Origin of the sequence: Microbacterium sp. NPDC056044 (assembly GCF_042267145.1) — a bacterium.
In the GTDB taxonomy this organism is placed as follows: domain Bacteria; phylum Actinomycetota; class Actinomycetes; order Actinomycetales; family Microbacteriaceae; genus Microbacterium.
This window is the reverse complement of the sequence record NZ_JBHJWZ010000003.1, coordinates 309,188-332,863: the sequence shown is the minus strand read 5'-3', so window position 1 is coordinate 332,863 and position 23,676 is coordinate 309,188. Positions and strand designations below refer to the sequence as shown.

Annotated in this window: 20 protein-coding genes and 1 tRNA gene; 15 read left to right on the top strand and 6 right to left on the bottom strand. The window is 70.9% G+C overall.

From position 1 onward, the window contains the following. Positions 1 to 3: 3 nt before the first annotated feature. Positions 4 to 1,140: a UDP-N-acetylmuramate dehydrogenase gene (locus tag ACFC1I_RS10345; protein WP_376008647.1), complete on the top strand. Its 1,137-nt coding sequence runs from the start codon at positions 4 to 6 to the stop codon at positions 1,138 to 1,140. A gap of 240 nt (positions 1,141 to 1,380) precedes the next feature. Here the strand turns inward: ACFC1I_RS10345 and ACFC1I_RS10340 are convergent, their stop codons facing one another. Beyond that, positions 1,381 to 2,583: a pyridoxal phosphate-dependent aminotransferase gene (locus tag ACFC1I_RS10340; RefSeq protein WP_376008645.1), complete on the bottom strand. Its 1,203-nt coding sequence runs from the start codon at positions 2,581 to 2,583 to the stop codon at positions 1,381 to 1,383. Between the two features lie 150 nt (positions 2,584 to 2,733). Here ACFC1I_RS10340 and ACFC1I_RS10335 point away from each other — a divergent pair, with 150 nt between their 5' ends. From ACFC1I_RS10335 to ACFC1I_RS10315, 5 genes are all read left to right on the top strand, one after another. Next, complete coding sequence (locus ACFC1I_RS10335) at positions 2,734 to 3,069, top strand: hypothetical protein (protein ID WP_376008643.1); 336 nt, start codon at positions 2,734 to 2,736, stop codon at positions 3,067 to 3,069. Between the two features lie 121 nt (positions 3,070 to 3,190). Further along, positions 3,191 to 4,093, top strand: coding sequence for an ABC transporter ATP-binding protein (locus tag ACFC1I_RS10330; RefSeq protein ID WP_376008641.1), 903 nt, complete (start codon positions 3,191 to 3,193; stop codon positions 4,091 to 4,093). Beyond that, a complete protein-coding gene (locus ACFC1I_RS10325) occupies positions 4,090 to 4,950 on the top strand; it encodes an ABC transporter permease (RefSeq protein ID WP_376008639.1) in 861 nt (286 codons plus the stop codon). Before ACFC1I_RS10330 ends, ACFC1I_RS10325 begins: the two co-directional genes overlap by 4 nt. A 30-nt stretch (positions 4,951 to 4,980) precedes the next feature. Next, positions 4,981 to 6,243 carry a sensor histidine kinase gene (locus tag ACFC1I_RS10320; RefSeq protein WP_376008637.1) on the top strand — a complete coding sequence of 421 codons (1,263 nt, stop codon included), beginning with the start codon at positions 4,981 to 4,983 and terminating at the stop codon, positions 6,241 to 6,243. Beyond that, positions 6,240 to 6,872, top strand: a complete 633-nt coding sequence (locus tag ACFC1I_RS10315; RefSeq protein ID WP_376008635.1) for a response regulator — start codon at positions 6,240 to 6,242, stop codon at positions 6,870 to 6,872. Before ACFC1I_RS10320 ends, ACFC1I_RS10315 begins: the two co-directional genes overlap by 4 nt. A 57-nt stretch (positions 6,873 to 6,929) precedes the next feature. On the opposite strand, the gene ACFC1I_RS10310 is transcribed toward ACFC1I_RS10315, so the two are convergent. Together ACFC1I_RS10310 and aceB are read right to left on the bottom strand one after the other, a co-directional pair. Then, positions 6,930 to 8,525, bottom strand: coding sequence for an isocitrate lyase (locus ACFC1I_RS10310; RefSeq protein ID WP_376008633.1), 1,596 nt, complete (start codon positions 8,523 to 8,525; stop codon positions 6,930 to 6,932). Between the two features lie 26 nt (positions 8,526 to 8,551). Continuing rightward, positions 8,552 to 10,192: a malate synthase A gene (gene aceB, locus ACFC1I_RS10305; RefSeq protein ID WP_376009341.1), complete on the bottom strand. Its 1,641-nt coding sequence runs from the start codon at positions 10,190 to 10,192 to the stop codon at positions 8,552 to 8,554. A gap of 231 nt (positions 10,193 to 10,423) precedes the next feature. Between aceB and ACFC1I_RS10300 the strand changes: the two genes are divergently transcribed. Next, positions 10,424 to 11,902, top strand: a complete 1,479-nt coding sequence (locus tag ACFC1I_RS10300) for a helix-turn-helix domain-containing protein (protein WP_376008630.1) — start codon at positions 10,424 to 10,426, stop codon at positions 11,900 to 11,902. Positions 11,903 to 11,906: 4 nt separating this feature from the next. Here ACFC1I_RS10300 and ACFC1I_RS10295 read toward each other — a convergent pair whose 3' ends face one another. Beyond that, on the bottom strand, positions 11,907 to 13,298 hold the full coding sequence (locus tag ACFC1I_RS10295; RefSeq protein ID WP_376008628.1) for an NAD(P)/FAD-dependent oxidoreductase: 1,392 nt from the start codon (positions 13,296 to 13,298) through the stop codon (positions 11,907 to 11,909). Between the two features lie 177 nt (positions 13,299 to 13,475). After that, a complete protein-coding gene (locus tag ACFC1I_RS10290; protein ID WP_376008626.1) occupies positions 13,476 to 15,011 on the bottom strand; it encodes a PucR family transcriptional regulator in 1,536 nt (511 codons plus the stop codon). 93 nt (positions 15,012 to 15,104) lie between these two features. Here ACFC1I_RS10290 and gabT point away from each other — a divergent pair, with 93 nt between their 5' ends. The 5 genes from gabT (at position 15,105) to ACFC1I_RS10265 (ending at position 21,787) form a co-directional block, all read left to right on the top strand. Next, positions 15,105 to 16,481, top strand: coding sequence for a 4-aminobutyrate--2-oxoglutarate transaminase (gabT, locus tag ACFC1I_RS10285; protein ID WP_376008624.1), 1,377 nt, complete (start codon positions 15,105 to 15,107; stop codon positions 16,479 to 16,481). Between the two features lie 99 nt (positions 16,482 to 16,580). Next, a complete protein-coding gene (locus tag ACFC1I_RS10280; protein WP_376008622.1) occupies positions 16,581 to 17,942 on the top strand; it encodes a flavin monoamine oxidase family protein in 1,362 nt (453 codons plus the stop codon). Then, positions 17,939 to 18,820, top strand: a complete 882-nt coding sequence (locus ACFC1I_RS10275) for a universal stress protein (protein ID WP_376008621.1) — start codon at positions 17,939 to 17,941, stop codon at positions 18,818 to 18,820. The genes ACFC1I_RS10280 and ACFC1I_RS10275 overlap by 4 nt, the downstream gene beginning before the upstream one ends. Beyond that, positions 18,820 to 20,397, top strand: coding sequence for an APC family permease (locus ACFC1I_RS10270; RefSeq protein ID WP_376008619.1), 1,578 nt, complete (start codon positions 18,820 to 18,822; stop codon positions 20,395 to 20,397). The genes ACFC1I_RS10275 and ACFC1I_RS10270 overlap by 1 nt, the downstream gene beginning before the upstream one ends. A 28-nt stretch (positions 20,398 to 20,425) precedes the next feature. Then, positions 20,426 to 21,787: an NAD-dependent succinate-semialdehyde dehydrogenase gene (locus ACFC1I_RS10265; RefSeq protein WP_376008617.1), complete on the top strand. Its 1,362-nt coding sequence runs from the start codon at positions 20,426 to 20,428 to the stop codon at positions 21,785 to 21,787. 83 nt (positions 21,788 to 21,870) lie between these two features. Here ACFC1I_RS10265 and ACFC1I_RS10260 read toward each other — a convergent pair whose 3' ends face one another. Next, positions 21,871 to 22,494: a hypothetical protein gene (locus ACFC1I_RS10260; protein WP_376008615.1), complete on the bottom strand. Its 624-nt coding sequence runs from the start codon at positions 22,492 to 22,494 to the stop codon at positions 21,871 to 21,873. Positions 22,495 to 22,557: 63 nt separating this feature from the next. On the opposite strand from ACFC1I_RS10260, the gene ACFC1I_RS10255 reads away from it, so the two are divergent. The 3 genes from ACFC1I_RS10255 to secE all read left to right on the top strand — a co-directional run bounded on the left by ACFC1I_RS10255 (position 22,558) and on the right by secE (position 23,603). Beyond that, the gene (locus ACFC1I_RS10255; RefSeq protein WP_376008613.1) at positions 22,558 to 22,995 is read left to right on the top strand and encodes a pyridoxamine 5'-phosphate oxidase family protein; all 438 of its coding nucleotides are present in this window, start codon (positions 22,558 to 22,560) and stop codon (positions 22,993 to 22,995) included. A gap of 175 nt (positions 22,996 to 23,170) precedes the next feature. After that, positions 23,171 to 23,243, top strand: a tRNA-Trp gene (locus tag ACFC1I_RS10250). Positions 23,244 to 23,333: 90 nt separating this feature from the next. After that, the gene (gene secE / locus ACFC1I_RS10245) at positions 23,334 to 23,603 is read left to right on the top strand and encodes a preprotein translocase subunit SecE (protein ID WP_376009338.1); all 270 of its coding nucleotides are present in this window, start codon (positions 23,334 to 23,336) and stop codon (positions 23,601 to 23,603) included. Positions 23,604 to 23,676 lie beyond the last annotated feature (73 nt).

Genomic DNA, 23,676 nt, shown 5'->3' with positions numbered 1-23,676 from the left:
TCCATGCCTGAGGTCACCCCCATCCCGCTCGCGCGGCTCACGACGCTGCGCACAGGCGGCACGCCGGAACGCATGATCGACGCCCGCACGACCGACGAGCTCGTCGACGCCCTCCGCGAGGTCTGGGCGTCCGGTGACGAGTGGCTCGTGCTCGGCGGCGGATCGAACCTGTTCATCGGCGACGAGCCCATCGAGGGCACCGTGGTGCGCGTGCTGACGGCGGGCATCGAACGGATGCCGTCGCCTCTGCCAGGGCGCGTGCGACTGAAGGTGCAGGCGGGCCATGGCTGGGACGATCTCGTCGCCTTCGCGGTCGCCGAGGGCCTCGGCGGCGTCGAGGCGATGTCGGGGATCCCCGGAACCGTCGGCGCCGCGCCGGTGCAGAACATCGGCGCGTACGGCCAGGAGATCGTGCAGACCCTCAGCGAGGTCGAGCTGCTCGACGAGTCGACGGCCGAGGTGTCGACCGTGCCCGCCGCCGAGCTCGGGCTCGGCTTTCGCACCTCGGTGCTCAAGCACCACTACGGCTCGGTGCCCGCGCGCCGCGCGGTGATCCTCTCCGTGACGCTCGACCTGCCCGAGATCGGCCAGGCCGCGCGTCTCATCGCCGGCGACCAGCTCCGCACGGCGCTGCGGCTCGGTCCTGACGACGAGGTGACCCTCGCGTGGGTGCGCGAGAGGATCCTCGAGACCCGGGCCACCAAGGGCATGGTGCTCGACGCCGACGACCCCGACACGTACAGTGCCGGATCGTTCTTCCAGAACGCCGTGGTGTCGGCGTCCTTCGCCCGCACGCTCCCCGACGCGTGCCCGCGCTGGCCGGTGCATCCCGACCTCGACCCCGTGCTCGTCATCCCGCTGGCGAACTTCGACGGTTACGTGCCCGCGCCGACCACGGTCGAGTCCGACGTCAAGGTGAGCGCCGGCTGGCTCATCGAGCACGCCGGCGTGCGCAAGGGCTTCAAGCTGCCGCGCTCGCGGGCCGGCCTGTCGACGAAGCACGCGCTGGCCCTCACGAACCGCGGCCACGCGACCGCCGCCGAGCTCGCCGAGCTCGCCCGTTTCATCCAGGGCAGGGTTCAGTCCGAGTTCGGCCTGATCCTCCAGCCCGAGCCGGTGCTCCTGAACGTCGAGCTCTAGCTCTACCCGGCGGGCCCCGTCTCCTCCGTCGCCCCCGTCGACCCGCCGTCCACGTGCCGAAACACGGGTGCGTGACGCGACACGCCGCGTCGTCGCGCCCGACCACGGCGTGTCGTCGTCACGGACCCGTGTTTTCGCACGAGCACCGGTGACGGGCGGGCCTCGCGGGGGCTTCGACGGACATGACGGAACGTGGATGCCTCGGGGCGAGGCATCCACGTTCCGTGACGGTGTTGCGGGTTACGAGGCGAAGAGGCGCTGCATCCGCTGCACGCCCTCGAGGAGGGCGTCGTCGCCGAGGGCGTACGACAGGCGCAGGTAGCCGGACGGGCCGAAGGCCTCGCCCGGGACCACGGCGACCTCGGCCTTCTCGAGGATGAGGTCGGCGAGCTCGAGGGACGTCGTCGGCGTGACGCCCGCCCACTCACGGCCGAGGAGGCCGCGCACATCGGGGTACGCGTAGAACGCGCCGAGTGGCGTGGGCACCTCGACACCGTCGATCTTCGACAGCTCGGCGACGATGAGCTTGCGGCGGCGGTCGAAGGCCTGGCGCATCTGCTCGACCTCGTCCTGCGGGCCGCTGAGCGCCGCCAGCGCCGCGCGCTGCGCGATGTTGTTGACGTTCGAGCACAGGTGCGACTGCAGGTTGCCGGCGATCTTGATGGCGTCTTTCGGTCCGACCATCCAGCCCAGCCGCCAGCCGGTCATCGCGTAGGTCTTCGCGACGCCGTTCACGAGGATCGTCTGGTCCGCTGCCTCCGGCACCGCCTCCACGATCGACACGGCGCGCGTGCCTTCGTAGACGAGGTTCTGGTAGATCTCGTCCGAGATGATCCAGATGCCGTGCTCGACAGCCCAGCGGCCGATCGCCTCGGTCTCCTCGAGCGTGTACACCGAGCCGGTCGGGTTCGACGGCGAGACGAACACGAGCGCCGTCGTCTTGTCGGTGCGGGCGGCCTCGAGCTGCTCGACCGTCACCTTGTAGTCCTGGTCGGCGCCGGCGAAGACCTCGACCGGGACGCCGTCGGCCAGCGCGATCGCCTCGGGGTACGTGGTCCAGTACGGGGCGGGCAGCAGCACCTCGTCACCCGGGTTCACCACGGTCTGGAAGGCCTGGTACACGGCCTGCTTGCCGCCGTTGGTGACGATCACCTGCGAGGGGTCGACCTCGAGCCCCGAGTCGCGCAGCGTCTTCGCGGCGATCGCCTCGCGCAGCACCGGGAGGCCGGCGGCGGGGGTGTAGCGGAAGTTCGCGGGGTTGTGCAGCGCCTCGGCCGCGGCATCGACGATGAACTGCGGCGTCGCGAAATCGGGCTCGCCCGCCGCATAAGAGATGACGGGGCGGCCGGCGGCCTGCAGGGCCTTCGCCTTGGCGTCGACCTTCAGGGTCGCGGACTCGGCGATCGCGGACAGCTTGCGGGAGAGGGGAGCGCGTTCGGTCACGGTTCGAGCGTAGTCGGCGTGTCGCGACGTTTCAGCCGCCGGTCGCACCGCGCGTCATGCACGGGGAGGCGATGCGCGCCGGGCGCGACGGATCGTCCGGCCGGTAAGCGCTCTTCCCGATCCGGCCGCCGGAGGGATACCCTGTGCGTCGTGGACGCGTGGATCTGGGGAGCCGTCGTATTCGCCATCGTGCTGGTCATCGCCGGTGGCATCGCCTGGTGGCTCGCGCGCGGGTGCGCGCTGACGATGATCGGCGCCACGGGCGCCATCCTCGGGGGCCTGGTCGCCCTCATCAGCCTTGTGCTGCTGCTCGACCCCGACGCCGGGCTGCGCGTCTCGTTCATCGTCACGGTCGCCTCCGGCGTGTGGCTGCTCGCCTGGGCCCTTGCGGGCGGCATCCGCGGGCAGCGCCTGCTGCGTGGGGAGGAGCGGGCGGAAGCGGAGGCCGCCGTCCCCGTTCCCGTGACGGTCGCGCACGGTCACTGACCCCACAGCGCTCCGGGCCGCGTACGGAGCCCAGGTGGATCGCGGCATCCACCGAATGGGGGATGCCTTCTCCTGCGGATGACCGCTGGGCGCAGCATCCGTCCTCCGCGACGCTGGAAGCATGCAGACACAAGCGGTGCGGGTGCGGAACCTGCGCAAGACGTACGGCGATCGCGCGGTCGTCGACGGGGTGTCGTTCGAGATCGAGCGCGGCGAGACCTTCGCCCTCCTCGGGCCGAACGGCGCCGGCAAGTCGACGACGGTCGAGATCCTCGAGGGATACCGGCGGCGCACGGGCGGCGACGTCGAGGTGCTCGGCGTCGACCCCGCCACGGGCGGCCTCGACCTCAAGGCGCGACTCGGCATCGTGCTCCAGTCGACCGGCCAGTCGGGCATGGTCACCGTCCGCGAGCAGCTGCGGCAGTTCGCGGGCTTCTACCCCGACCCGCGCGACGTCGACGAGGTGATCGCCGCCGTCGGCCTCGAGTCGCAGGCGAAGACCCGCATCTCGAAGCTCTCGGGCGGGCAGCAGCGGCGCGTCGACGTGGCGCTCGGCATCATCGGCCGGCCCGAGCTGCTCTTCCTCGACGAGCCCACGACGGGCTTCGACCCGCACGCGCGCCGCGAGTTCTGGGAGCTCATCCGGCGCCTCCAGGCCGAGGGCACGACCATCGTGCTCACCACCCACTACCTCGACGAGGCCGCGCAGCTCGCCGACCGCGTCGCGGTGATCGCGGCCGGCCGCCTGCAGGCGATCGGGCCTGTCGCGGGGTTCGGCGGCGAGGCCGCGCGCGTTCCGATCGTGCGGTGGAGGGAGAACGGGATGCTGCGGCAGGAGCGCTCCGACGACCCCTTCGCGTTCGCGACCGCCCTGGCGGCACGGCTGGGCGAGGCGCCCGCCGAGCTCGAGATCGTGCGGCCGAGCCTCGAGGACGTCTACCTCGAGATGGTCGGCGAGACCACCGGGGGAGGGACCGGGAGCCCCGCGCCCGGCGCACCCGTCGAGAAGGGAGCGGTGCGATGAGCGCCACCGTCGAGAGGACGCCGGTCCGCAGCATCCGTCCCCGCCGTCGCAATCTCCTCGCCGTCGGCGTCTGGCGTGCGCGGTTCGAGCTGATGCAGTACTTCCGCTCCGGAGACACGCTGTTCTTCACCTTCCTGTTCCCGATCTTCATGCTGGGCCTGTTCAGCGTCGCCTTCGGGTCGGACGGGGACGTGCAGATCGCCCCGGGCGTGCCGCCGATCTCGATGGCCGAGCTGTACCTGCCCGGCATGATCGCGGCGGGTCTGCTGCTCTCGGGGTTCCAGAACCTCGCGATGGACATCGCGGTCGAGCGCTCCGACGGCATGCTCAAGCGCCTGGGCGGCACGCCGCTGTCGCCGGTGAGCTACTTCATCGGCAAGATCGGGCAGGTGCTGGTCACCGGCGTGCTCCAGTCCGCGTTGCTGCTGGTGTTCGCGTCGACGGTGCTCGGCGTCGAGCTTCCCACCGAGCCCGCGCGCTGGGCGACGTTCGCGTGGGTCTTCGTCCTCGGCCTCACGACGTCGGCCCTCCTCGGCGTCGCGCTGTCGTCGGTGCCGCGCACCGCGAAGAGCGCGACCGCCGTCGTCGTGCCGATCGCACTCGCGCTGCAGTTCATCTCGGGCGTCTACCTCACGTTCTCGCAGCTGCCCGACTGGCTGCAGAACGTCGCGGGGATCTTCCCGCTCAAGTGGATGGCTCAGGGCATGCGCGCGGTGTTCCTGCCCGACGCGTATGCCACGCTCGAACAGAACGGGGAATGGAATCTCGCCGGCGTCGCGATCGCCCTGGGCGTCTGGCTGGTGGTGGGGCTCGTGCTCTCGCGCCTCACCTTCCGGTGGATCCGGCGCGACGCGTAGCCTGCCGGTGGGCCGACGGGAAGAGGAACGATGCTGACGAAGCGGGGATGGGACGCGATCGTGTCGATCGTGTCGTCCGTCATCGCGCTCGCGCTCGTCTTCCTCTTCCCGCCCCCGAGCGCCGTGCGCCTGACGATCGCCCTCGCCGCGATCGTCCTCTTCGCGCTGGGCTACGCCCTGATCGGCCGCGCCGCCGTCGAGTCGCCGAGCGCGGCGTGGCGGTATCCCGCGTTCCTCTCGGTGGCGGCCGTCGCCACCGGGATCGGCGCCGGCGCCGCCCCGTTCATGGCGATGCTCCAGACGCTCGCCTACCCGCTGGTGTGGGTGATCGGCGACTCGCGCAAGCGCGGCGTCGGCGGCTCGGCGGTGATCGCGGGGAGCGTGTTCATCGGCGCGAGCTTCGGGTACGGCGCGAACGTCGACTCGTTGCTCGCCGGTGCGACGACGGCCGTGTTCTCGCTCTCGTTCGCGATCGCGATCGGCCTGTGGATCGCCCGCATCGCCGAATACGGCGAGGAGCGCGAGCGCCTCCTCGCCGAGCTCACCGCCGCGCAGAGCCAGGTCGAGGCGCTCAGCCGAGAGCGCGGCGCGTCGGCCGAGCGCGAGCGCCTGGCCCGCGACATCCACGACACCCTCGCCCAGACGCTCGCGGGCCTCGTCATCTTCGCGGAGCGCGCGGGCCGGCAGTCGAGAGAAGGACAGACGGATGCCGCGGCCACCACGATCGCGACAGTCGAGCAGGTCGCGCGCGACGCGCTGGCCGAAGCCCGCGCGCTCGTCGCCCGCACTGCGGCCGTTCCCCGCGAACCGGCGTTCGGCGCGGCGGTCGAGCGCCTCGTCGAGCGGTTCCGCGAGCACGGCGCCGCGCGGATCGCGCTCGACACCGCCGGCGTGCAGGGCGACCTCGACCGCGAGGCCCAGGTGGTGCTGCTGCGCTGCCTGCAGGAGGCGCTGTCGAACGTGACGAAGCACGCGGCCGCGGCGACGGTGGGCGTGCGCGTCGCCGTCACGGCCGACGGCGCCGCGGCGCTCGAGGTGCACGACGACGGGCGAGGGTTCGACACGGCGCGACCGACGAGCGGGTTCGGGCTCGAGGGCATGCGCGAGCGCGTGGCGCTCGCCGGCGGCTCGTTCGACGTCGCGTCGGCACCGGGTGCCGGTGCAACGGTGACGGTCAGCATTCCGGCGCCGCCGTCGGGTGCGCCGGGCGTCGCGGGCCCGTCCGCGCCCATCGTGACGACCGCGGCGGGCGATCTCGCCGTCGACCCGGTCCGCAAGGGAGAGCTCGCATGATCCGGCTGCTGATCGCCGACGACCACCCGGTGGTGCGGGCCGGCCTCGCCGGGCTGCTCTCGGACGAGCCCGGCTTCGAGGTCGTGGCCGAGGCATCCGACGGCGACGAAGCGGTGCGTCTCGCGGGCGCGACCCGTCCCGATGTCGTGCTGATGGACCTGCGCATGCCGCATGTCGACGGCGTCGCGGCGACGGCCCGGATCGCCGGGGGAGAGGCGGGGGACCCGGCGCCGCGCGTGCTGATCCTCACCACGTACGAGTCCGACGACCAGATCCTCGCCGCGATCGAGGCCGGCGCCACCGGGTATCTCCTGAAGGCCGCGCCGCAGGCCGAGATCGTCGCCGGCATCCGCTCGGTGGCTGCGGGGCAGTCGGCGCTGTCGCCGCAGGTCGCCGTGCGGCTCGTCGAGCGTATGCGGCGCCCCGAACCCGAGACGGTGCTCACCGCGAGGGAGCTCGATGTGCTGCGGCTCGTCGCGGCCGGCCACAGCAACAAGCAGATCGCTGCCGTGCTCGGGATCGGCGAATCGACGGTCAAGACGCATCTGCTCAAGGTGTTCGAGAAGCTCGGGGTCGCCGATCGCACCCGCGCCGTGACGCTGGCGATGGAGCGCGGGCTGCTGAGCTGACGGGACGACGGATGCCTCGACCCGGCGGTGTCGCCGGGTCGAGGCATCAATCCGGACTCAGCCGAACTGGTTCATCGTGTTGTGCTGGCCGCCGGCCTTGAGGGCGGCGTCGCCGGCGAAGTACTCCTTGTGGTTGTCGCCGATGTCGCTGCCTGCCATGTTCTGGTGCTTGACCGTCGCAATGCCCTCGCGGATCTCGCGACGCTGCACGCCCTTCACGTACGCGAGCATGCCCTCGTCGCCGAAGTAGCCCTTCGCGAGCGAGTCGGTCGACAGCGCGGCCGTGTGGTACGTCGGCAGCGTGATGAGGTGGTGGAAGATGCCCGCGCGCGCCGAGCCGTCGCGCTGGAACGTGCGGATCTTCTCGTCGGCGAGCCGCGCCAGCTCGGTGTCGTCGTATTCGACGCTCATCAGGTCGGCGCGGTCGTAGGCCGAGACGTCGGCACCCTGCTCCGCGAGCTGGTCGTAGGCCTGCTGACGGAAGTTGAGGGTCCAGTTGAACGACGGGCTGTTGTTGTAGACGAGCTTCGCGTTCGGGATCACCTCGCGGATCGCGTCGACCATGCCCGCGATCTGCTCGACGTGCGGCTTCTCGGTCTCGATCCACAGCAGGTCCGCGCCGTTCTGCAGCGACGTGATGCAGTCGAGCACCACGCGCTCCTCGCCGGTTCCGGGGCGGAACTGGTACAGGTTGCTCGCGAGACGCTTCGGGCGCAGCAGCTTGCCGTCGCGCTTGATGACGACGTCTCCGTTGCCCAGCTCTTCACCGGCGATCTCGTCGGCGTCGAGGAACGCGTTGTACTGGTCGCCGAGGTCGCCCGGCTGGTGCGAGACTGCCAGCTTCTGCGTGAGGCCGGCGCCGAGCGAGTCGGTGCGGGCCACGATGATGCCGTTGTCGATGCCCAGCTCGAGGAACGCGTAGCGCACCGCGGTGAGCTTCGCGATGAAGTCCTCGTGCGGGACGGTCACCTTGCCGTCCTGGTGGCCGCACTGCTTCTCGTCCGACACCTGGTTCTCGATCTGGATGGCGCAGGCGCCCGCCTCGATCATCTTCTTCGCCAGCAGGTACGTGGCCTCGGGGTTGCCGAAGCCGGCGTCGATGTCGGCGATGATCGGCACCACGTGGGTCTCGTGGTTGTCGATCTGCGACTGGATGAACTCGACCGCGGTCTCATCCCCCGCGGCGCGGGCGTTGTCGAGCTGCGTGAACAGCAGGTCGAGCTCGCGGGCGTCCGCCTGGCGGAGGAACGTGTACAGCTCCTCGATGAGGGCCGGCACCGAGGTCTTCTCGTGCATCGACTGGTCGGGGAGCGGCCCGAACTCCGAGCGGAGAGCTGCGACCATCCACCCCGAGAGGTAGAGGTAGCGCTTGTTCGTCGACTTCAGGTGCTTCTTGATCGAGATGAGCTTCTGCTGCCCGATGAAGCCGTGCCAGACGCCGAGCGACTGGGTGTACACCGACGAGTCGGCGTCGTAATCGGCCATGTCGCGCCGCATGATGTCGGCGGTGTACTGGGCGATCTCGAGTCCGGTGCGGAACCGGTTCTGCGCCCGCATGCGCGCGGCGGACTCGGGGTTGATGGCGTCCCAGCTCGAGCCGTGCTGCTCGGTGAGCGCGCGGATGGCTGCGATGTCGTCCTGGTAAGCAGTCATGTCTCTTCCTTGTTCGTCGTCGGGGATCAGTCGGTCTCGACCAGGTACTTCGTGTACGCCGGGAGGGTCAGGAACGCCGGGAACTCCTGGCCGAGCGCGACCTCGCGGAAGATCGCGGCCGCGTCGTCGAAGCGGTCGCCGTCGTGACGCTGCGCCTCGGCGAGCACCGTGACGATCAGGCCCTCGATGTAGTCGCGGGTGATCGGGGTGCCGTCTTCGGTCGTCTGGTCCTGGTGGATCCACTGCCACACCTGCGAGCGCGAGATCTCGGCGGTCGCGGCATCCTCCATGAGGTTGTCGATGGCGACGGCGCCGAGGCCCCGCAGCCACGCCTCGATGTAGCGGATCGCCACCGACACGTTGCCGTGCACGCCGGCCGTCGTGATCGGGCGTCCGATGTGGACGTCGATCAGGTCGGCGGCCGCCACTTCGACCTCGGGACGCTGCCGGTCGAGCTGGTTCGGCCGATCGCCCAGCACCGCGTCGAACTCGGCGCGCGCCACCGGGATCAGGTCGGGGTGCGCGACCCACGTGCCGTCGAAGCCGTCGCCGGCCTCGCGCTTCTTGTCGGCCGCGACCTTCTCGAACGCGCGTTCGGTGACCTCGGGGTCGCGGCGGTTCGGGATGAAGGCGCTCATGCCGCCGATCGCGAAGGCGCCGCGCTTGTGGCAGGTCTTCACGAGCAGCTCGGTGTACGCCCGCATGAAGGGGACCGTCATCGTGACCTCGCTGCGGTCGGGGAGCACGAAGCGCGCCCCGCGGCCGCGGTAGTTCTTGATGATCGAGAAGATGTAGTCCCAGCGGCCGGCGTTGAGGCCCGCGATGTGGTCGCGCAGCTCGAAGAGGATCTCCTCCATCTCGAACGCGGCAGGCAGCGTCTCGATCAGCACCGTCGCGCGGATCGTGCCGTGCGGGATGCCGACGTACTGCTCGCTGAACGTGAACACGTCGTCCCACAGCTTCGCCTCTTCGCTCGACTCGAGCTTGGCGATGTAGAAGTAGGGGCCGCGGCCGTTCGCGATCAGCTGCTCTGCGTTGTGGAAGAAGTACAGGCCGAAGTCCACGAGCGAGCCGGATGCTGCCATCGTGCGGCCGGTGCGGTCGGTGAAGCGGATGTGCTGCTCGGGCAGGTGCCACCCGCGCGGGCGCATCACGATGGTGGGCGTCTCAGTCGCGGTGACCTCGTAGCGCTTGCCCTCGGGGCTCGTGAACGAGAGCTCGCCGCGGATCGCGTCGCGCAGGCTCAGCTGGCCCTCGACGACGTTCTTCCACGTCGGGCTGGTGGCGTCCTCCTGGTCGGCGAGCCACACCTTGGCGCCGGAGTTGAGCGCGTTGATCGTCATCTTGGGGTCGGTCGGGCCCGTGATCTCCACGCGGCGGTCCTCGAGGCCGGGGCCGGCGCCGGCGACCTTCCACTCGGCGTCCTCACGGATGTGGCGGGTGTCGTCGCGGAACTGCGGGTCGTGCCCGTTGCCGATCTCGAAGCGGCGGCGCATGCGGTCGGCGAGCCGGTCGTGGCGGCGGGCCGCGAAGCGGTGGTGCAGCTCAGTGAGGAACGCGAGCGCCTCGGGCGTCAGGACCTCGTCGTAGCGGGGGCCGAGACGGCCGGCGATCTCGATCGAGGGCTCGTGGGTCTGGGTGGGGATGGGGCCGGTGCGCGTACGCATCGGGGTGGCGGTTGCAGGGGTCATGGTCCTGCCTTCCTGTGTGAAGCGAGGTGTGGAGTTCTGGAGCGGATGCTGCGGCCCGGCGGTGTCGGCCGGGTCGCGGCATCCGTGATCCGCGTTCTGGATCTGCGGGAGGTCGTGAGACCACTCTGCGGTGAAGTTCGGGGCTCCACCCGGTGAAATCGGGTGTGAAGTTTTCGAGTATTTCTGCTTTCGTGACAGAATCACCGCATGACGACGACGTTGACCGCCGATGTGACCGGTGAAGTCCTCGACGATGATGAGGTGGATCCCCTCACCATCGGCCGGCGCATCCGGCAGCTGCGCACCGACCGCGGCATGACGCTCGAAGAGCTCGCCGCCGCCGTCGACCGCGCGCCGAGCCAGCTGTCGATGATCGAGAACGGGCGCCGCGAGCCGAAGCTCACGCTGCTGCAGGCGATCGCGCGGGCACTGGGCTCGTCGATCGACGCGATCCTCGAGTCGGAGCCGCTCGACGAGCGCGCCACGCTCGAGATCTCGCTGGAGCGGGCGATGCGCGGCCAGACGTTCCAGGCGCTCGGGATCCCGCCGTTCCGCATCGGCAAGACGGTGCCGACCGAGGCGCTCAAGGCGATGCTGGCGCTGCAGGGCGAGATCGAGCGGCTGCGCGACGAGCGCGCCGCGACGCCCGAGGAGGCCCGCCGCGCGAACGTGGCGCTGCGCAAGCTCATGCGCACGCAGAACAACTACTTCGCCGAACTCGAGCTTGAGGCGCGCGGCATCCTCGATGCGGTGGACCACCCGGGCGGCCCGCTGACCCAGCGCACGGCGTCCGACATCGCCGCGCACCTCGGCTTCACGCTGCACTACGTCCCCGACCTGCCGCAGACGACGCGGTCGGTCGCCGACATCAAGAACGGCCGGCTGTACCTGTCGAGCCGCCTCACGACGAAGGGCGACCCGCGCACCGCGGTGCTGCAGGCGCTGTCGAGCCGCATCCTCGGCCACCGCGAGCCCACCTCGTACGCGGACTTCCTGCGTCAGCGCGTCGAGACGAACTACCTCACCGGCGCCCTGCTGATCCCCGAGGCGCACGCCGTGCCGTTCCTGCAGGAGGCCAAGACCGACCGCGCGCTCTCGATCGAGGATCTCCGCGACGCGTATTCGGTGTCGTACGAGACGGCCGCGCACCGCTTCACGAACCTCGCCACCATGCACCTGGGACTGCCGGTGCACTTCCTGAAGGTGCACGAGTCGGGCGTCATCACGAAGGTCTACGAGAACGACGACGTGAACTTCCCGACCGACCGCCTCGGCGCGATTGAGGGGCAGATGTGCTGCCGCAAGTGGACCTCACGCGTCGTCTTCGACGTCGACGACCACTTCAACCCGTACTACCAGTACACCGACACCGGCAACGGCACCTACTGGTGCACTGCCCGCGTCGAGCTCTCGAGCGAGGGCGCCCACTCGATCAGCGTGGGCGTGCGGTTCGACGACACGAAGTGGTTCCTGGGCCGTGACACCCCGAACCGCGGCGTCTCGAAGCACTCCGTCGAGGTGTGCTGCCGCCGCGCACCCGCCGAGCTCGAGGCGTCGTGGCGCGAGCAGTCGTGGCCGAACGTGCGCACGCCGCGCACGCTGCTGGCGACGCTGCCGACCGGCTCGTTCCCCGGCGTCGACACGACCGACGTGTACGAGTTCCTCGAGGCCCACGCCCCGCGCTGAGCGCTCAGTGGCGGCCCGCGACGACGTCTGCGACGTGCGCGGGCCACGCCGTGCGGGCGGAGGATCCGGATGCCTCGGCCCGGTCCGCCATCCGGTACGCGGTGTAGATCGCGTTCACGGCGGTCCAGCGCAGCGGCTCGATCTCCCAGCGCCGCGCGCGGTGGCCCACCCAGGGGAGCCGCGTGAGGTCGGTGTCGCGCTCGAGCACGAGGTCGGCGATCGTGCGGCCCGCCAGGTTCGTCGCGGTCACCCCCGTGCCGACGTAGCCGCCTGCCCAGCCGAGGCCGGTCGCCCGGTCGTGGACGACGGTCGCCGCCCAGTCGCGCGGCACGCCGAGCACGCCGGCCCAGGCGTGCGCGACCGGCACCTCCGCAGCACCCGGGAAGAACTCGCGCAGCAGCCGCGCGAGCGACGCGATCGTGCGCTGCTGCGTCGCGCCGTCGGTGTCGACGCGCGAGCCGTAGCGGTAGGGCACGCCGCGCCCGCCGAACGCGATGCGGTCGTCGGCGGTGCGCTGCGCGTACATGTACACGTGGGCGAAGTCGCCGAGCGTCTCGTACCCGTTCCACCCGACGGCGTCCCAGAACGAGGTCGGCAGGGGCTCGGTCACGATCATCGACGAGTTCATCGGCAGCCACGTGCGGTGCTCGCCGCGGAGGTCGGCGGTGAAACCCTCGGTGGCGCGCAGCACGTGGGTCGCGCGCACCGTTCCGCGGTCCGCCGTGGCCCGGCCGGGGGAGATCTCGCGGACGTGCGTCTCTTCGCAGATCCGCACGCCGAGCCGCTCGACCGCGTCCGCGAGCCCGCGCACGAGCTTCGCCGGGTGCACCCGGGCGCAGTGCGGATGCCACGCGGCGCCGAGGGTTCCGGCGATCTGGATACGGGATGCTGCGGCCGCAGCATCCATCCATTCCAGATCGGTGTGCGGCCAGGCCTGCTCTTCCGCGACGGACGCCCGCAGCCGCGCGAGCTGGGCCGGCGTGCGGGCGACGCCGTACTCGCCGCCCTTGGCGATGTCGGCGTCGATGCCCTCGCGCGCGGCGACGGCGATGACCTCGTCGACCGTCTCGTTGAGCGCCCGCTGCTGCGCGATCGCCGCATCGCGGCCGTGCGATTCGGCGTAGCGCTCGCGGCCGCCGGTGATGGTGTTCGTGAGCCACCCGCCGTTGCGCCCGGACGCCCCGAACCCGGCGAAGCGCTGCTCGAGCACGACGACCCTGAGGTCGGGCTGCGCGCGCTTCAGGTAGTAGGCGGTCCAGAGTCCGGTGTAGCCGCCGCCCACGATCGCCACATCCACGTCGAGGTCGCCGGCCAGCGGAGCGCGCGGGGCCGGCGTGCCGCCGAGGCTCCGCCACCACCACGACACGTCGCCGTTGGGCACAGCGGGCTCGGTCATGCGCCCATCCTGCCGGGTGCCGCGGCGCGCGCGGAGACACGGAGTGTTGCGAACACGCCGCCGAGTCGGACCGACCGTGCGCCGCATGCCTACGGGGTCGAGCTGTGTGAACCGGAAGTTCAACGGGGTTGTGAGAGTGTCCCGGCCCGCGGACGGCCGCACTGAGACCCCGTGCGATCACACCGACGGGTCGAGGGCGCGCAGCGCCGCCCACAGCTCGGCGCGGGTCGCGAACGACGCGAGGTCGCGACTCAGCACGCGCTCGATGAGGGCGAGCCGCGTGCGCACGGTGTGGCGGTGCACGCCGAGCGCCTGTGCCGTGGCCTCGTGCGAGCAGTCCTCGTCGAGCCACGTCTGCAGCGTCTCGACGAGGCGCGTGCCCTGCGCGGCGTCGTGGGCGGAGAGCGGTGCGAGCTCGGCGCGCGCCAGGGCGCGCGCGTCGTCGGTGAGCGCGGACAGCACCCCGGCACGCGAGACCTCGGCGAACTCCGTGACGGGACGGATGCCGCGATCCCGCGCGACGCGCGCCTGCCCGAGTGCGGCGGCGAAGCCGTCGTAGCCCGTCGGGTCCGACAGGCCCACGCGCACCTCGAACCTGCCCACGAGCTCGTCGATGCTGGAGCGATCGTCGTGAGGCACGACCAGCACGAGCCCGTCCTCGCCGCGACCGAAGAACAGCGCCCCGCGCCGCTCGTCGGCCCAGAGCTCGAGCAGCTCGGCGATGCCGTCGACGCGTGAGGCCGCAGCATCCGTCACCCCCACGACCACCGGGGCTGACGGCAGCGGTCCCCAGAGCTCCCGCGAGGTGCGACGCGCGAGGGCGGGGTCTCCGGTGAGGAGCGACTGCACCAGACCTGCGCGCAGCGCCGAGCGCGCGCGGCCGAGCCCCTGCTGCTGCTCGAGCGCGAGCCCCGCCATCGCGATGACGGCGGTGACGACCACACGGCCCTCCTGGTCGAGGTCTCCGGCGGCGATCGCGATGACGCCGCGCAGATGCCCGCCCCGGCCGAGTGTCTGCAGCGAGAAGGGGGTCTCGTCGATGTGCAGCGACGATCCCGCCCGCGCGCCGCGGTGGAGCACGCCCGTCACCTCGCGCTGGAGCGCCGCGGCCGTCTCGGCGTCGAGCCCGCCCACGGGGTGCTCGCGGGAGAGCTCGCCCGCCGCATCGAACATGCCGACCCACGTGTCGAGCTGCTTCGCGAGCTCGGCCACCGTCGCGCCGAGCCCGTCGGGCCGGAGCGCCGCCAGCGCGATCGCGCGCTGCGCGGCGAGCGCCCAGCTGCGCCGCGCGTAGGCCTCGGCGGCGATCGCCTCGGCGTTGGCCCGGGCCACGGCGATGAAGGGTGTGCGGTAGGGCACCTCGAACAGCGGCATCCGCTCGTCGCGGCAGGCGTCGACGAGGGCGGGCGGGATGCCGGCGCGCACGACCTCGGTGCCGAAGCCGAGACCGACGACGCCTCGGGTCGCGAGGCGGTGGACGTACGAGCGGTACACCGCCGCCGCGTCGGCGTCGTCGCCCTGCGGGAACTGGGTGCCGGTGGTGAGCAGCACGAGACCTTCGGAGAGGAACGGCGTCGGATCGGCGAGGTCCGAGCTGTGCACCCAGCGGATGCCGCGGTCCAGGGCCTGCGGATCGAGGTCGTCGCCGGCGAGCGACAGCTGCAGATCCCGCCGGGCGAGGAGGGCGCGAAGGGTGGGGGCGTCGGCGTCCATGATGCTCCGAGTGTACGGCCGGTACAGCAAGCCGCACAGAATGTACACCGGGGCGGGTGCGGGGTCTCGCGGCCACGACATACGCTCCCCAGCATGAGCAGCGCAGCCGACACCCAGAGCACGACTCTTCAGGCCGAGACGCCCCTCGGTGGGCCGACCCTTCCGCAGGAGCGCCGCCTGGTCACCAGCATCCCCGGTCCCCGCTCGCAGGAGCTCCTCGACCGCAAGGCCGAGGCGGTCGCCGCGGGCGTCGGCCACACCGCGCCCGTGCAGGCCGTTGCGGCCGGCGGCGGCGTGATCGTCGACGCCGACGGCAACTCGCTCATCGATCTCGGCTCGGGCATCGCCGTCACGACGATCGGCAACGCGCACCCCAAGGTGGTCGCGGCGGTCCAGGAGCAGGTCGCGCAGTTCACCCACACGTGCTTCATGATCGCGCCGTACGACTCGTACGTCTCGGTCGCCGAGGCCCTCAACCGCATCACGCCGGGCGACCACGCCAAGAAGAGCGCCCTGTTCAACTCGGGTGCCGAGGCGGTGGAGAACGCGGTCAAGATCGCCCGCAAGTACACCGGCAAGCAGGCGGTCGTCGCGTTCGACCACGGCTACCACGGCCGCACCAACCTCACGATGGCGCTCACCGCGAAGTCGATGCCCTACAAGAGCGGCTTCGGCCCGTTCGCGTCGGAGGTCTACCGCGCCCCGCTGTCGTACCCCTACCGCGACGGGCTCGACGGCGGCCTCGCGGCCAAGAAGGCCATCTCGATCATCGAGAAGCAGGTCGGCGCCGACAACCTCGCCGCGATCATCATCGAGCCCATCCAGGGCGAGGGCGGCTTCATCGTCCCCGCAGACGGCTTCCTTCCCGCTCTCGTCGAGTGGTGCCGCGCCAACGACGTGGTGTTCATCGCCGACGAGATCCAGACCGGCTTCGCTCGCACGGGGGAGATGTTCGCGAGCGATGTGTTCGGCATCGTGCCGGACCTGATCACGACCGCCAAGGGCATCGCGGGGGGCCTGCCCTTGGCGGCCGTGACGGGCCGGGCCGAGATCATGGACGCCTCGCACGCGGGCGGCCTCGGCGGCACCTACGGCGGCAACCCCATCGCCTGCGCCGCCGCGCTCGCCGCGATCGACGTGTTCGAGAACGACGGGATGCTCGAGCGCGCCCGCGAGATCGAGGCGATCCTGAAGAGCCGCCTGCAGGACCTGCAGGCCGCCGACCCCCGCGTCGGCGACGTGCGCGGCCACGGCGCCATGATCGCCGCCGAGTTCGTGGACCCCGCGACGGGCGAGCCGGACGCCGCGCTCACCGCCGCGGTCGCTAAGTCGTCCATCGCACAGGGCGTCATCGTGCTCACCTGCGGCACCTACGGCAACGTGATCCGTTTCCTGCCGCCGCTCTCGATCACCGACGACCTGCTCCACGAGGGCCTCGACGTCGTCGCGGCAGCTCTCGCTGCTTCGTGATGAATGGATGCTGCGACCCGCGCGAACACGCCGGGTCGCAGCATCCGTCCCCGCACTTCACCGCAGACCACCGCAACCTCGCCTGACGAAGGAGTCCGAATGACCGAGCTGACCCGTGACGTCGTGATCGTCGGCGCCGGCGCCGCCGGCACGACCGCCGCCAACGAACTGAAGAAGGCGGGCCTCTCGGTCGTCGTGCTCGAGGCGCGCGACCGCGTGGGCGGGCGCCTGTGGACCGACGTCGTCGACGGCGCGATGCTCGAGATCGGCGGCCAGTGGGTGTCGCCCGACCAGGACGCGCTCAAGGAGACCCTCGCCGAGCTGGGGCTCGAGACCTACAGCCGGTACCGCGAAGGCGAATCGGTCTACATCGGCAGGAACGGCGAGCTCACCCGCTTCACGGGCGAGATCTTCCCGGTCGCACCCGAGACCGAGAAGGAGATCGTGCGGCTCATAGAGGTGCTCGACGGGATGGTCGCCGAGATCGACCCCGACAAGCCGTGGGAGCACCCCGACGCCGAGGCGCTCGACCGCGTCTCGTTCGAGGCGTGGCTCGAGGAGATGACCTCCGACCAGGAGGCGCGCGACAACATCGCCCTCTTCATCGCCGGAGCGATGCTCACCAAGCCCGCATACGCCTTCTCGGCGCTGCAGGCCCTGCTCATGGCGGCCAGCGCCGGCAGCTTCTCGCACCTCGTCGACGCGGACTTCATCCTCGACGAGCGCGTGGTCGGCGGCCTCCAGCAGGTGCCGCTCCTCCTCGCCGAGCGGCTCGGCGAGGACGTCATCCTCGACCAGCCGGTGACCGAGGTGCACTGGGAGGGCGACGGCGTCCGTGTCGTCACCGACAACGGCCTCGAGGTGCGCGCGCGCTTCGTGATCCTCGCGCACGCGCCGATCCTCTACCCGTGGATCGAGTTCGCGCCGCCGCTGCCGCGACTCAAGCAGCAGATGCACCAGCACATCTCGATGGGCTTCGTCATCAAGGTGCACGCGGTGTACGACCGCCCGTTCTGGCGCGAGCAGGGCCTGTCGGGCACCGCGTTCAGCCCGTACGAGATCTCGCACGAGGCATACGACAACACCAACCACGGCGACGAGCGCGGCACCCTCGTGGGCTTCGTCTCGGACCGCAACGCCGACGACCTGTTCCGCGTGTCGGCCGAGGAGCGCAAGGAGCGCATCCTCGAGTCGCTCTCGCACTACTACGGCCCCGAGGCCAAGAACCCGCTCGTCTACTTCGAGAGCGACTGGGGCGCCGAGGAGTGGACCCGCGGCGCCTACGCCGCTAGCTTCGACCTCGGCGGCCTCGCCCGCTACGGCGCGGATCTTCGCACACCCGTCGGCCCGATCCACTTCGCGTGCAGCGACATGGCGGGCGCCGGCTACCAGCACGTCGACGGCGCGATCCGCATGGGACGCCTCGTCGCGGCCAACATCGTCGAAGCGGCGCGCCGATGAGCAGCCGCATCGTCGTCGGCTACACCGCGACCGATGCCGGCGCCGACGCCGTCGCGCTGGGCGCGCGCCTGGCCGCGGCCATGGACGCGCCGCTCGACCTCGTGCTGGTGCTCCCCGCCGAGGACCGCAGCGTCATCACCCCGCCCGACGCGAGCTACGACCGCTACCTCGTGACGCAGGCGGAGACGTGGCTCGCCGAGGCGGCGGCATCGATTCCGGATGCCGTGTCCCATGCGTCGCACGTGCGCTTCGGCGACTCCTTCGCCGAGGGCCTGATCGCCGCCGCACATGAGCTCGCGGCATCCCACATCGTCGTCGGCGCGGCCAACGGCGGACTCCGCGGCCGCCACCGCCTCGGCACCGTCGCGAACGAGCTGCTGCACTCCTCGGACGTGCCGGTCGTGCTGGCGCCCGAGGGATCGCGGCGACTGGGGGCGACCACCGTCACCCGCATCACCGCGGCCATCGGCACCCGCCCCGGCGCGAGCGCGCTGCTCGACGAGAGCGTGGCGCTCGCCACGGCGACCGGCGCCGAGCTGCGGCTGCTGTCGCTGGTCTCGGTCGACCTTCCGGCGAGTGTCGACACCGGTGTGATCCGCATCGCGGGCGCCGCCCACGCCGACGACGTGCTCGGCAAGGCGCTCGCGGCGCTCCCCGCAGGCGTCGAGGCCGACGTCGTCGTCGCCCGCGGCGACAGCATCGAGGACGCCGTCGCCCACCTCGCGTGGGAGCCGGGCGAACTCGCGGTCGTCGGCTCGAGTCGGCTGGCCCGGCGCCGGCGCCTGTTCCTCGGCTCGACGGCGGCGAAGATGCTGCACGAGCTTCCCGTTCCCATGGTCGTGGTGCCCCGCACGCGCGGCAAGAAAGGCGCACGATGATGAGCGCTTCCGAGAGTCGCGGCGCCGCGCCGCTGGCCCCGTCGTCCGGCGCGCACGCCGGTGAACTGTCGAAGAAGGGCCTGAGCGCCGGCGCGGTCGGCGTCCTCGGCGCCGTCGTCATCGGCGTCTCGACGATCGCCCCGGCCTACACGCTCACCGCGTCGCTCGGCCCGACAGTGTCGGTCGTCGGCACGCAGGTGCCGGCGATCATCCTGGTCGGCTTCATCCCCATGCTGCTGACGGCGTTCGGCTACCGCGAGCTCAATCGCGCGATGCCCGACTCGGGCACGTCGTTCACGTGGGGCGTGCGGGCCTTCGGCCCGTGGATCGGCTGGATGACCGGCTGGGGCCTCGTCGCCGCGACCGTCATCGTGCTGTCGAACCTCGCCGGCATCGCCGTCGAGTTCCTGTTCCTGTTGATCTCGCAGCTGACGGGCAACCCCGAGATCGCGGACCTCGCCTTCAACCCGTTCATCAACGTGGTGGTGTGCCTGCTGTTCATGCTGGGCGCGACGCTCATCTCGTACCGCGACATGCAGACCACGCAGAAGTTCCAGTACATCCTGGTGACCTTCCAGGTCGTCGTGCTGGTGCTCTTCGCGGTGGTCGCGATCGTCAAGGCCGTGTCGGGCGACGCGCCGGATCCCACCGCGTTCTCGTGGTCGTGGTTCAACCCGTTCGAGGTGCCCACGTTCAGCGCCTTCGCGGCCGGACTGTCGCTGTCGATCTTCATCTTCTGGGGCTGGGACGTCGTCCTCACGATGAACGAGGAGACCAAGAACCCCGCGAAGACGCCGGGCCGTGCGGCCATGCTGACGGTCGTGATCGTCGTCTCGCTGTACCTCCTGCTATCGATCGGCCTGATCATGTTCGCGGGCGTCGGCGACGGGCCCCTGGGGCTCGCGAACGAGGACATCTCGGCGAACGTCTTCTTCGCGCTGTCCGACCCGATCCTCGGGCCGCTCGCGTTCCTCGTGTCGCTCGCGGTGCTGTCGAGCTCGGCCGCGTCGCTGCAGTCGACCGCGGTCGGTCCCGCCCGCACGCTCCTCGCGATGGGGCACTACGGCGCCTTGCCGTCGAAGTTCGCCCGGGTCAGCCCGCGGTTCTTCACGCCCGGATACGCCACCATCGTCTCGGCGGTCGTCGCGTCGGTGTTCTACGCGGTCATGCGCGTGATCAGCGAGAACGTCCTCACCGACACGATCCTGTCGCTCGGCATGATGATCTGCTTTTACTACGGCCTCACCGCGTTCGCGTGCGTCTGGTACTTCCGCAAGCAGTGGTTCGACTCGGTGCGCAGCTTCTTCTTCACCTTCCTGTTCCCGCTCGTGGGCGGCGCGATCCTCGCGGTGCTGTTCGTCACGACGCTCATCGACTCGATGGACCCGGCCTACGGCAGCGGATCGAGCATCGGCGGTCTCGGCCTCGTGTTCGTGCTGGGCGTGGTCGTCATCCTCGCCGGCGTCGTCATCATGATCTGGCAGGCGATCAAGCGTCCGGCGTTCTTCCGCGGTGAGACACTCAGTATCGACGCTCCCGAAAGCCTTCGTCGCGGCCGCCGCCGGCAGGCAGACTGACCACAACCATCCGATCGGAGAGAACGCAATGACCGACTACGCCGTCGTCAACCCGGCCACGGGCGAGACCCTGGCCACGTATCCGACCATCACCGATGAGGCGCTCGAGGCCGCGATCGCGGGAGCGGATGCTGCGTACCGCGCGTGGCGCGACCAGCCCGTCGCCGAGCGTGCAGCGCGGATCCGCAAGGTCGCCGAGCTCCACCGCGAGCGTCGCGACGACCTCGCCGCGATCATCGTGCGGGAGATGGGCAAGCCGCTGGAGGCCGCGCTCGGCGAGGTCGACTTCGCCGCCGACATCACCGAGTACTACGCGGACCATGCCGAGAAGATCACCGGCGACCAGCCGATCGACATCGACGGCGACGGCACCGCGGTCATCCGCCGCTCGCCCCTGGGCGTGCTGCTCGGCATCATGCCGTGGAACTTCCCCTACTACCAGGTCGCCCGCTTCGCGGCGCCGAACGTCGTGGTGGGCAACACGATCCTGTTGAAGCACGCTCCGCAGTGCCCCGAGTCGGCGGCCGCCATCGCGGCGATCTACGCCGACGCCGGGCTCGAAGGCGTCTACACGAACATCTATGCGACGAACGACCAGGCGGCGACCGTCATCGCGGACCGCCGCGTGCAGGGCGTGTCGGTGACGGGCTCCGAGCGCGCGGGCGCCGCGGTCGCCGAGATCGCGGGCCGCAACCTCAAGAAGGTGGCGCTGGAACTCGGCGGGTCCGACCCGTTCATCCTGCTCTCGACCGACGACCTCGACGGGGCGGTGCAGGCCGCGGTCGACGCGCGCCTCGACAACAACGGGCAGTCGTGCAACGCAGCCAAGCGCTTCATCGTGGTCGACGGCCTGTACGACGCGTTCCTCGAGAAGTTCACGGCCGCGATGTCGGGGGCGAAGGTCGGCGACCCGTTCCAGGACGACACCGTGCTCGGCCCGCTGTCGTCGCTGACCGCGGCGGAGCGCCTGGCGGAGCAGGTCGACAAGGCCGTCGCGCAGGGCGCGACGCTCGTCGCCGGCGGAAAGCGCGACGGCGCCTTCTACCCGGGCACGGTGCTCGCCGACGTCACCAGCGACATGGACGCGTACCGCGAGGAGTTCTTCGGCCCCGTGGGCGTCGTCTACAAGGTCGCCGACGAGGACGCGGCTGTCGCGCTCGCGAACGACACCAGCTACGGCCTCGGATCGTACGTCTTCACGACCGACGAGGAGCAGGCCCAGCGCGTCGCCGACAAGATCGACGCGGGCATGGTCTACGTGAACGTCGTGCTCGCCGACGAGCCGGGCCTCCCCTTCGGCGGCGTGAAGCGCTCCGGCACCTCGCGCGAGATGGGCCTCCTGGCCGCCGACGAGTTCGTCAACAAGAAGCTCATCCGCATCGGCGCCTGACCTCGCGTCGTCGAGACAGGGGATTCTCGTCGAGCCCGGGCGCAGTGCCCTGGGTCTCGGCGGGAGTCCCCGGTCTCGCGAGCTCAGCCCTCGCCGAGCGCCTCACGGGCCTCGGCGAGGGCTTCGTCGGCCCACTCGACCTGCTGCGGCGTGCCCCAGCGGGCCGCGGCATCCCGCGCCGCCTCGAACTCCGTGATCGCGCCCTCGACGCGGCCGGCGTCGAAGAGCCGCCAGCCGGCGTTGTTGTGCAGCGAGACGTTCCAGCGGAGCGTGCGGGGATCCGTGGCGCCCTCGAGCGCGCCGAGGGCCGCGGAGGTCCACTCCTCGGCCTGGTCCGGCTCTGCGATGGCGAGCATGTGCAGCGCGTCGACCTGCAGGAATGTCAGTCCGGCTCCGGACGCCGCATCCACGGCAGCGAGGAAGTACGGGAGCGCCGCTTCGGGATCGCCCCCGGAGTTCCGCACGCGGCCGCGCTCCAGCGCGGCTCGCGCCGCGACGGCAGCATCCTCGATCGCGACCGCGTCGAGCATCGCGTCGGCCTCGTCGAACCGCTCCTGCAGGCCCAGAGCCCGCGCGACCTGCGTCTCGAGTTCGGCGCGGGTCGCAGCATCCGTCTCCGCCTCCGCCGCCGCGCGCAGGCGCGCCTCGGACGCGGCCGCATCGGAGAAGTCCCACAGGTCGTCGAGCCGGGTCTGCGCAAGGGCCATGCCGGAATGGTAAGCCGGGATCCGGGGGTGTCGCGCAAGCGGTGCGCGCGCGAGGATGGAGTCATGGCAGACACACCGGACCCCGTCGTCTCCCTCTCCGATGAAGAGTGCTGGGAGCGCCTGCGCGGGCAGGAGCTCGGGCGCCTCGTCACCCGTGTCGGCGACGTGCTCGACATCTTCCCCGTGAACTACGTCGTCGACGGCACGAGCGTGCTCTTCCGCACGGCGCAGGGGAGCAAGCTGTTCGAGCTGACGGTCAACGACGAGGTGCTCTTCGAGGTCGACGACCACACCGACACCGACGCCTGGAGCGTGATCCTGCGCGGTCGCGCGCACCCGCTGGACCGCTCGGCCGAGGTGGAGCGCGCCGACGGCCTGGGGCTCAAGCCCTGGATTCCCACGCTCAAGTACACCTACGTGCGCGTCGAGGCGACGTCGCTGTCGGGCCGTGCGTTCGAGCGTGCGCCCGAGCCCGACCGGTACGGCGTCCAGCAGTACTGATCCCATGGACGCGCGTGTGCGGGGCCGCCTCGGTTCGCGGGGCCCGCGGGCATGCCGTACACTGGATCGTGCAGTTGAAGTCTGCATTCTTTCGCTGTGCCCGGTCGTCGGGCACGGATCCTCAAGCCGCGGTGAGAGGGGAAGAGTGCGGGTTTCACGAGACCTCCGGGTCTCTAGGGCGGTAGCTCAATTGGCAGAGCAGCGGTCTCCAAAACCGCAGGTTGCAGGTTCGATTCCTGTCCGCCCTGCGCGCCAGCGCAACGCCGGTGATATGCCGGTGGTTGACAACACAGTGTGCCGACCCGTGTCGGCTCACGGAAGGTAATCAGGTGGCATCGATGGTTCAGGACGAGCCGAAGGGCGAAGTCGTCCCCGCTGAGGGAACGGCCGCGCCCCGCGAGAAGAAGCCCAACGTCTTCGCTCGTATCGCCCTGTTCGTCCGCCAGGTCTTCGCCGAGCTCCGCAAGGTCGTCACGCCGACGCGCCAGGAGCTGCTGAAGTACACGCTGGTGGTGCTCGGCTTCGTCGTCGTGATGATGGGGCTGGTCTACGGCCTGGACGTGCTGTTCGTGTGGATCACGTCGTACGTCTTCGGAGTGCCCGCCTGATCCCGCCGCCCCCGGCTCGCTCCAGGGGCATGACACGGGCGGACCTCAGGTCCGGCAGCGGACGGAACGGAAG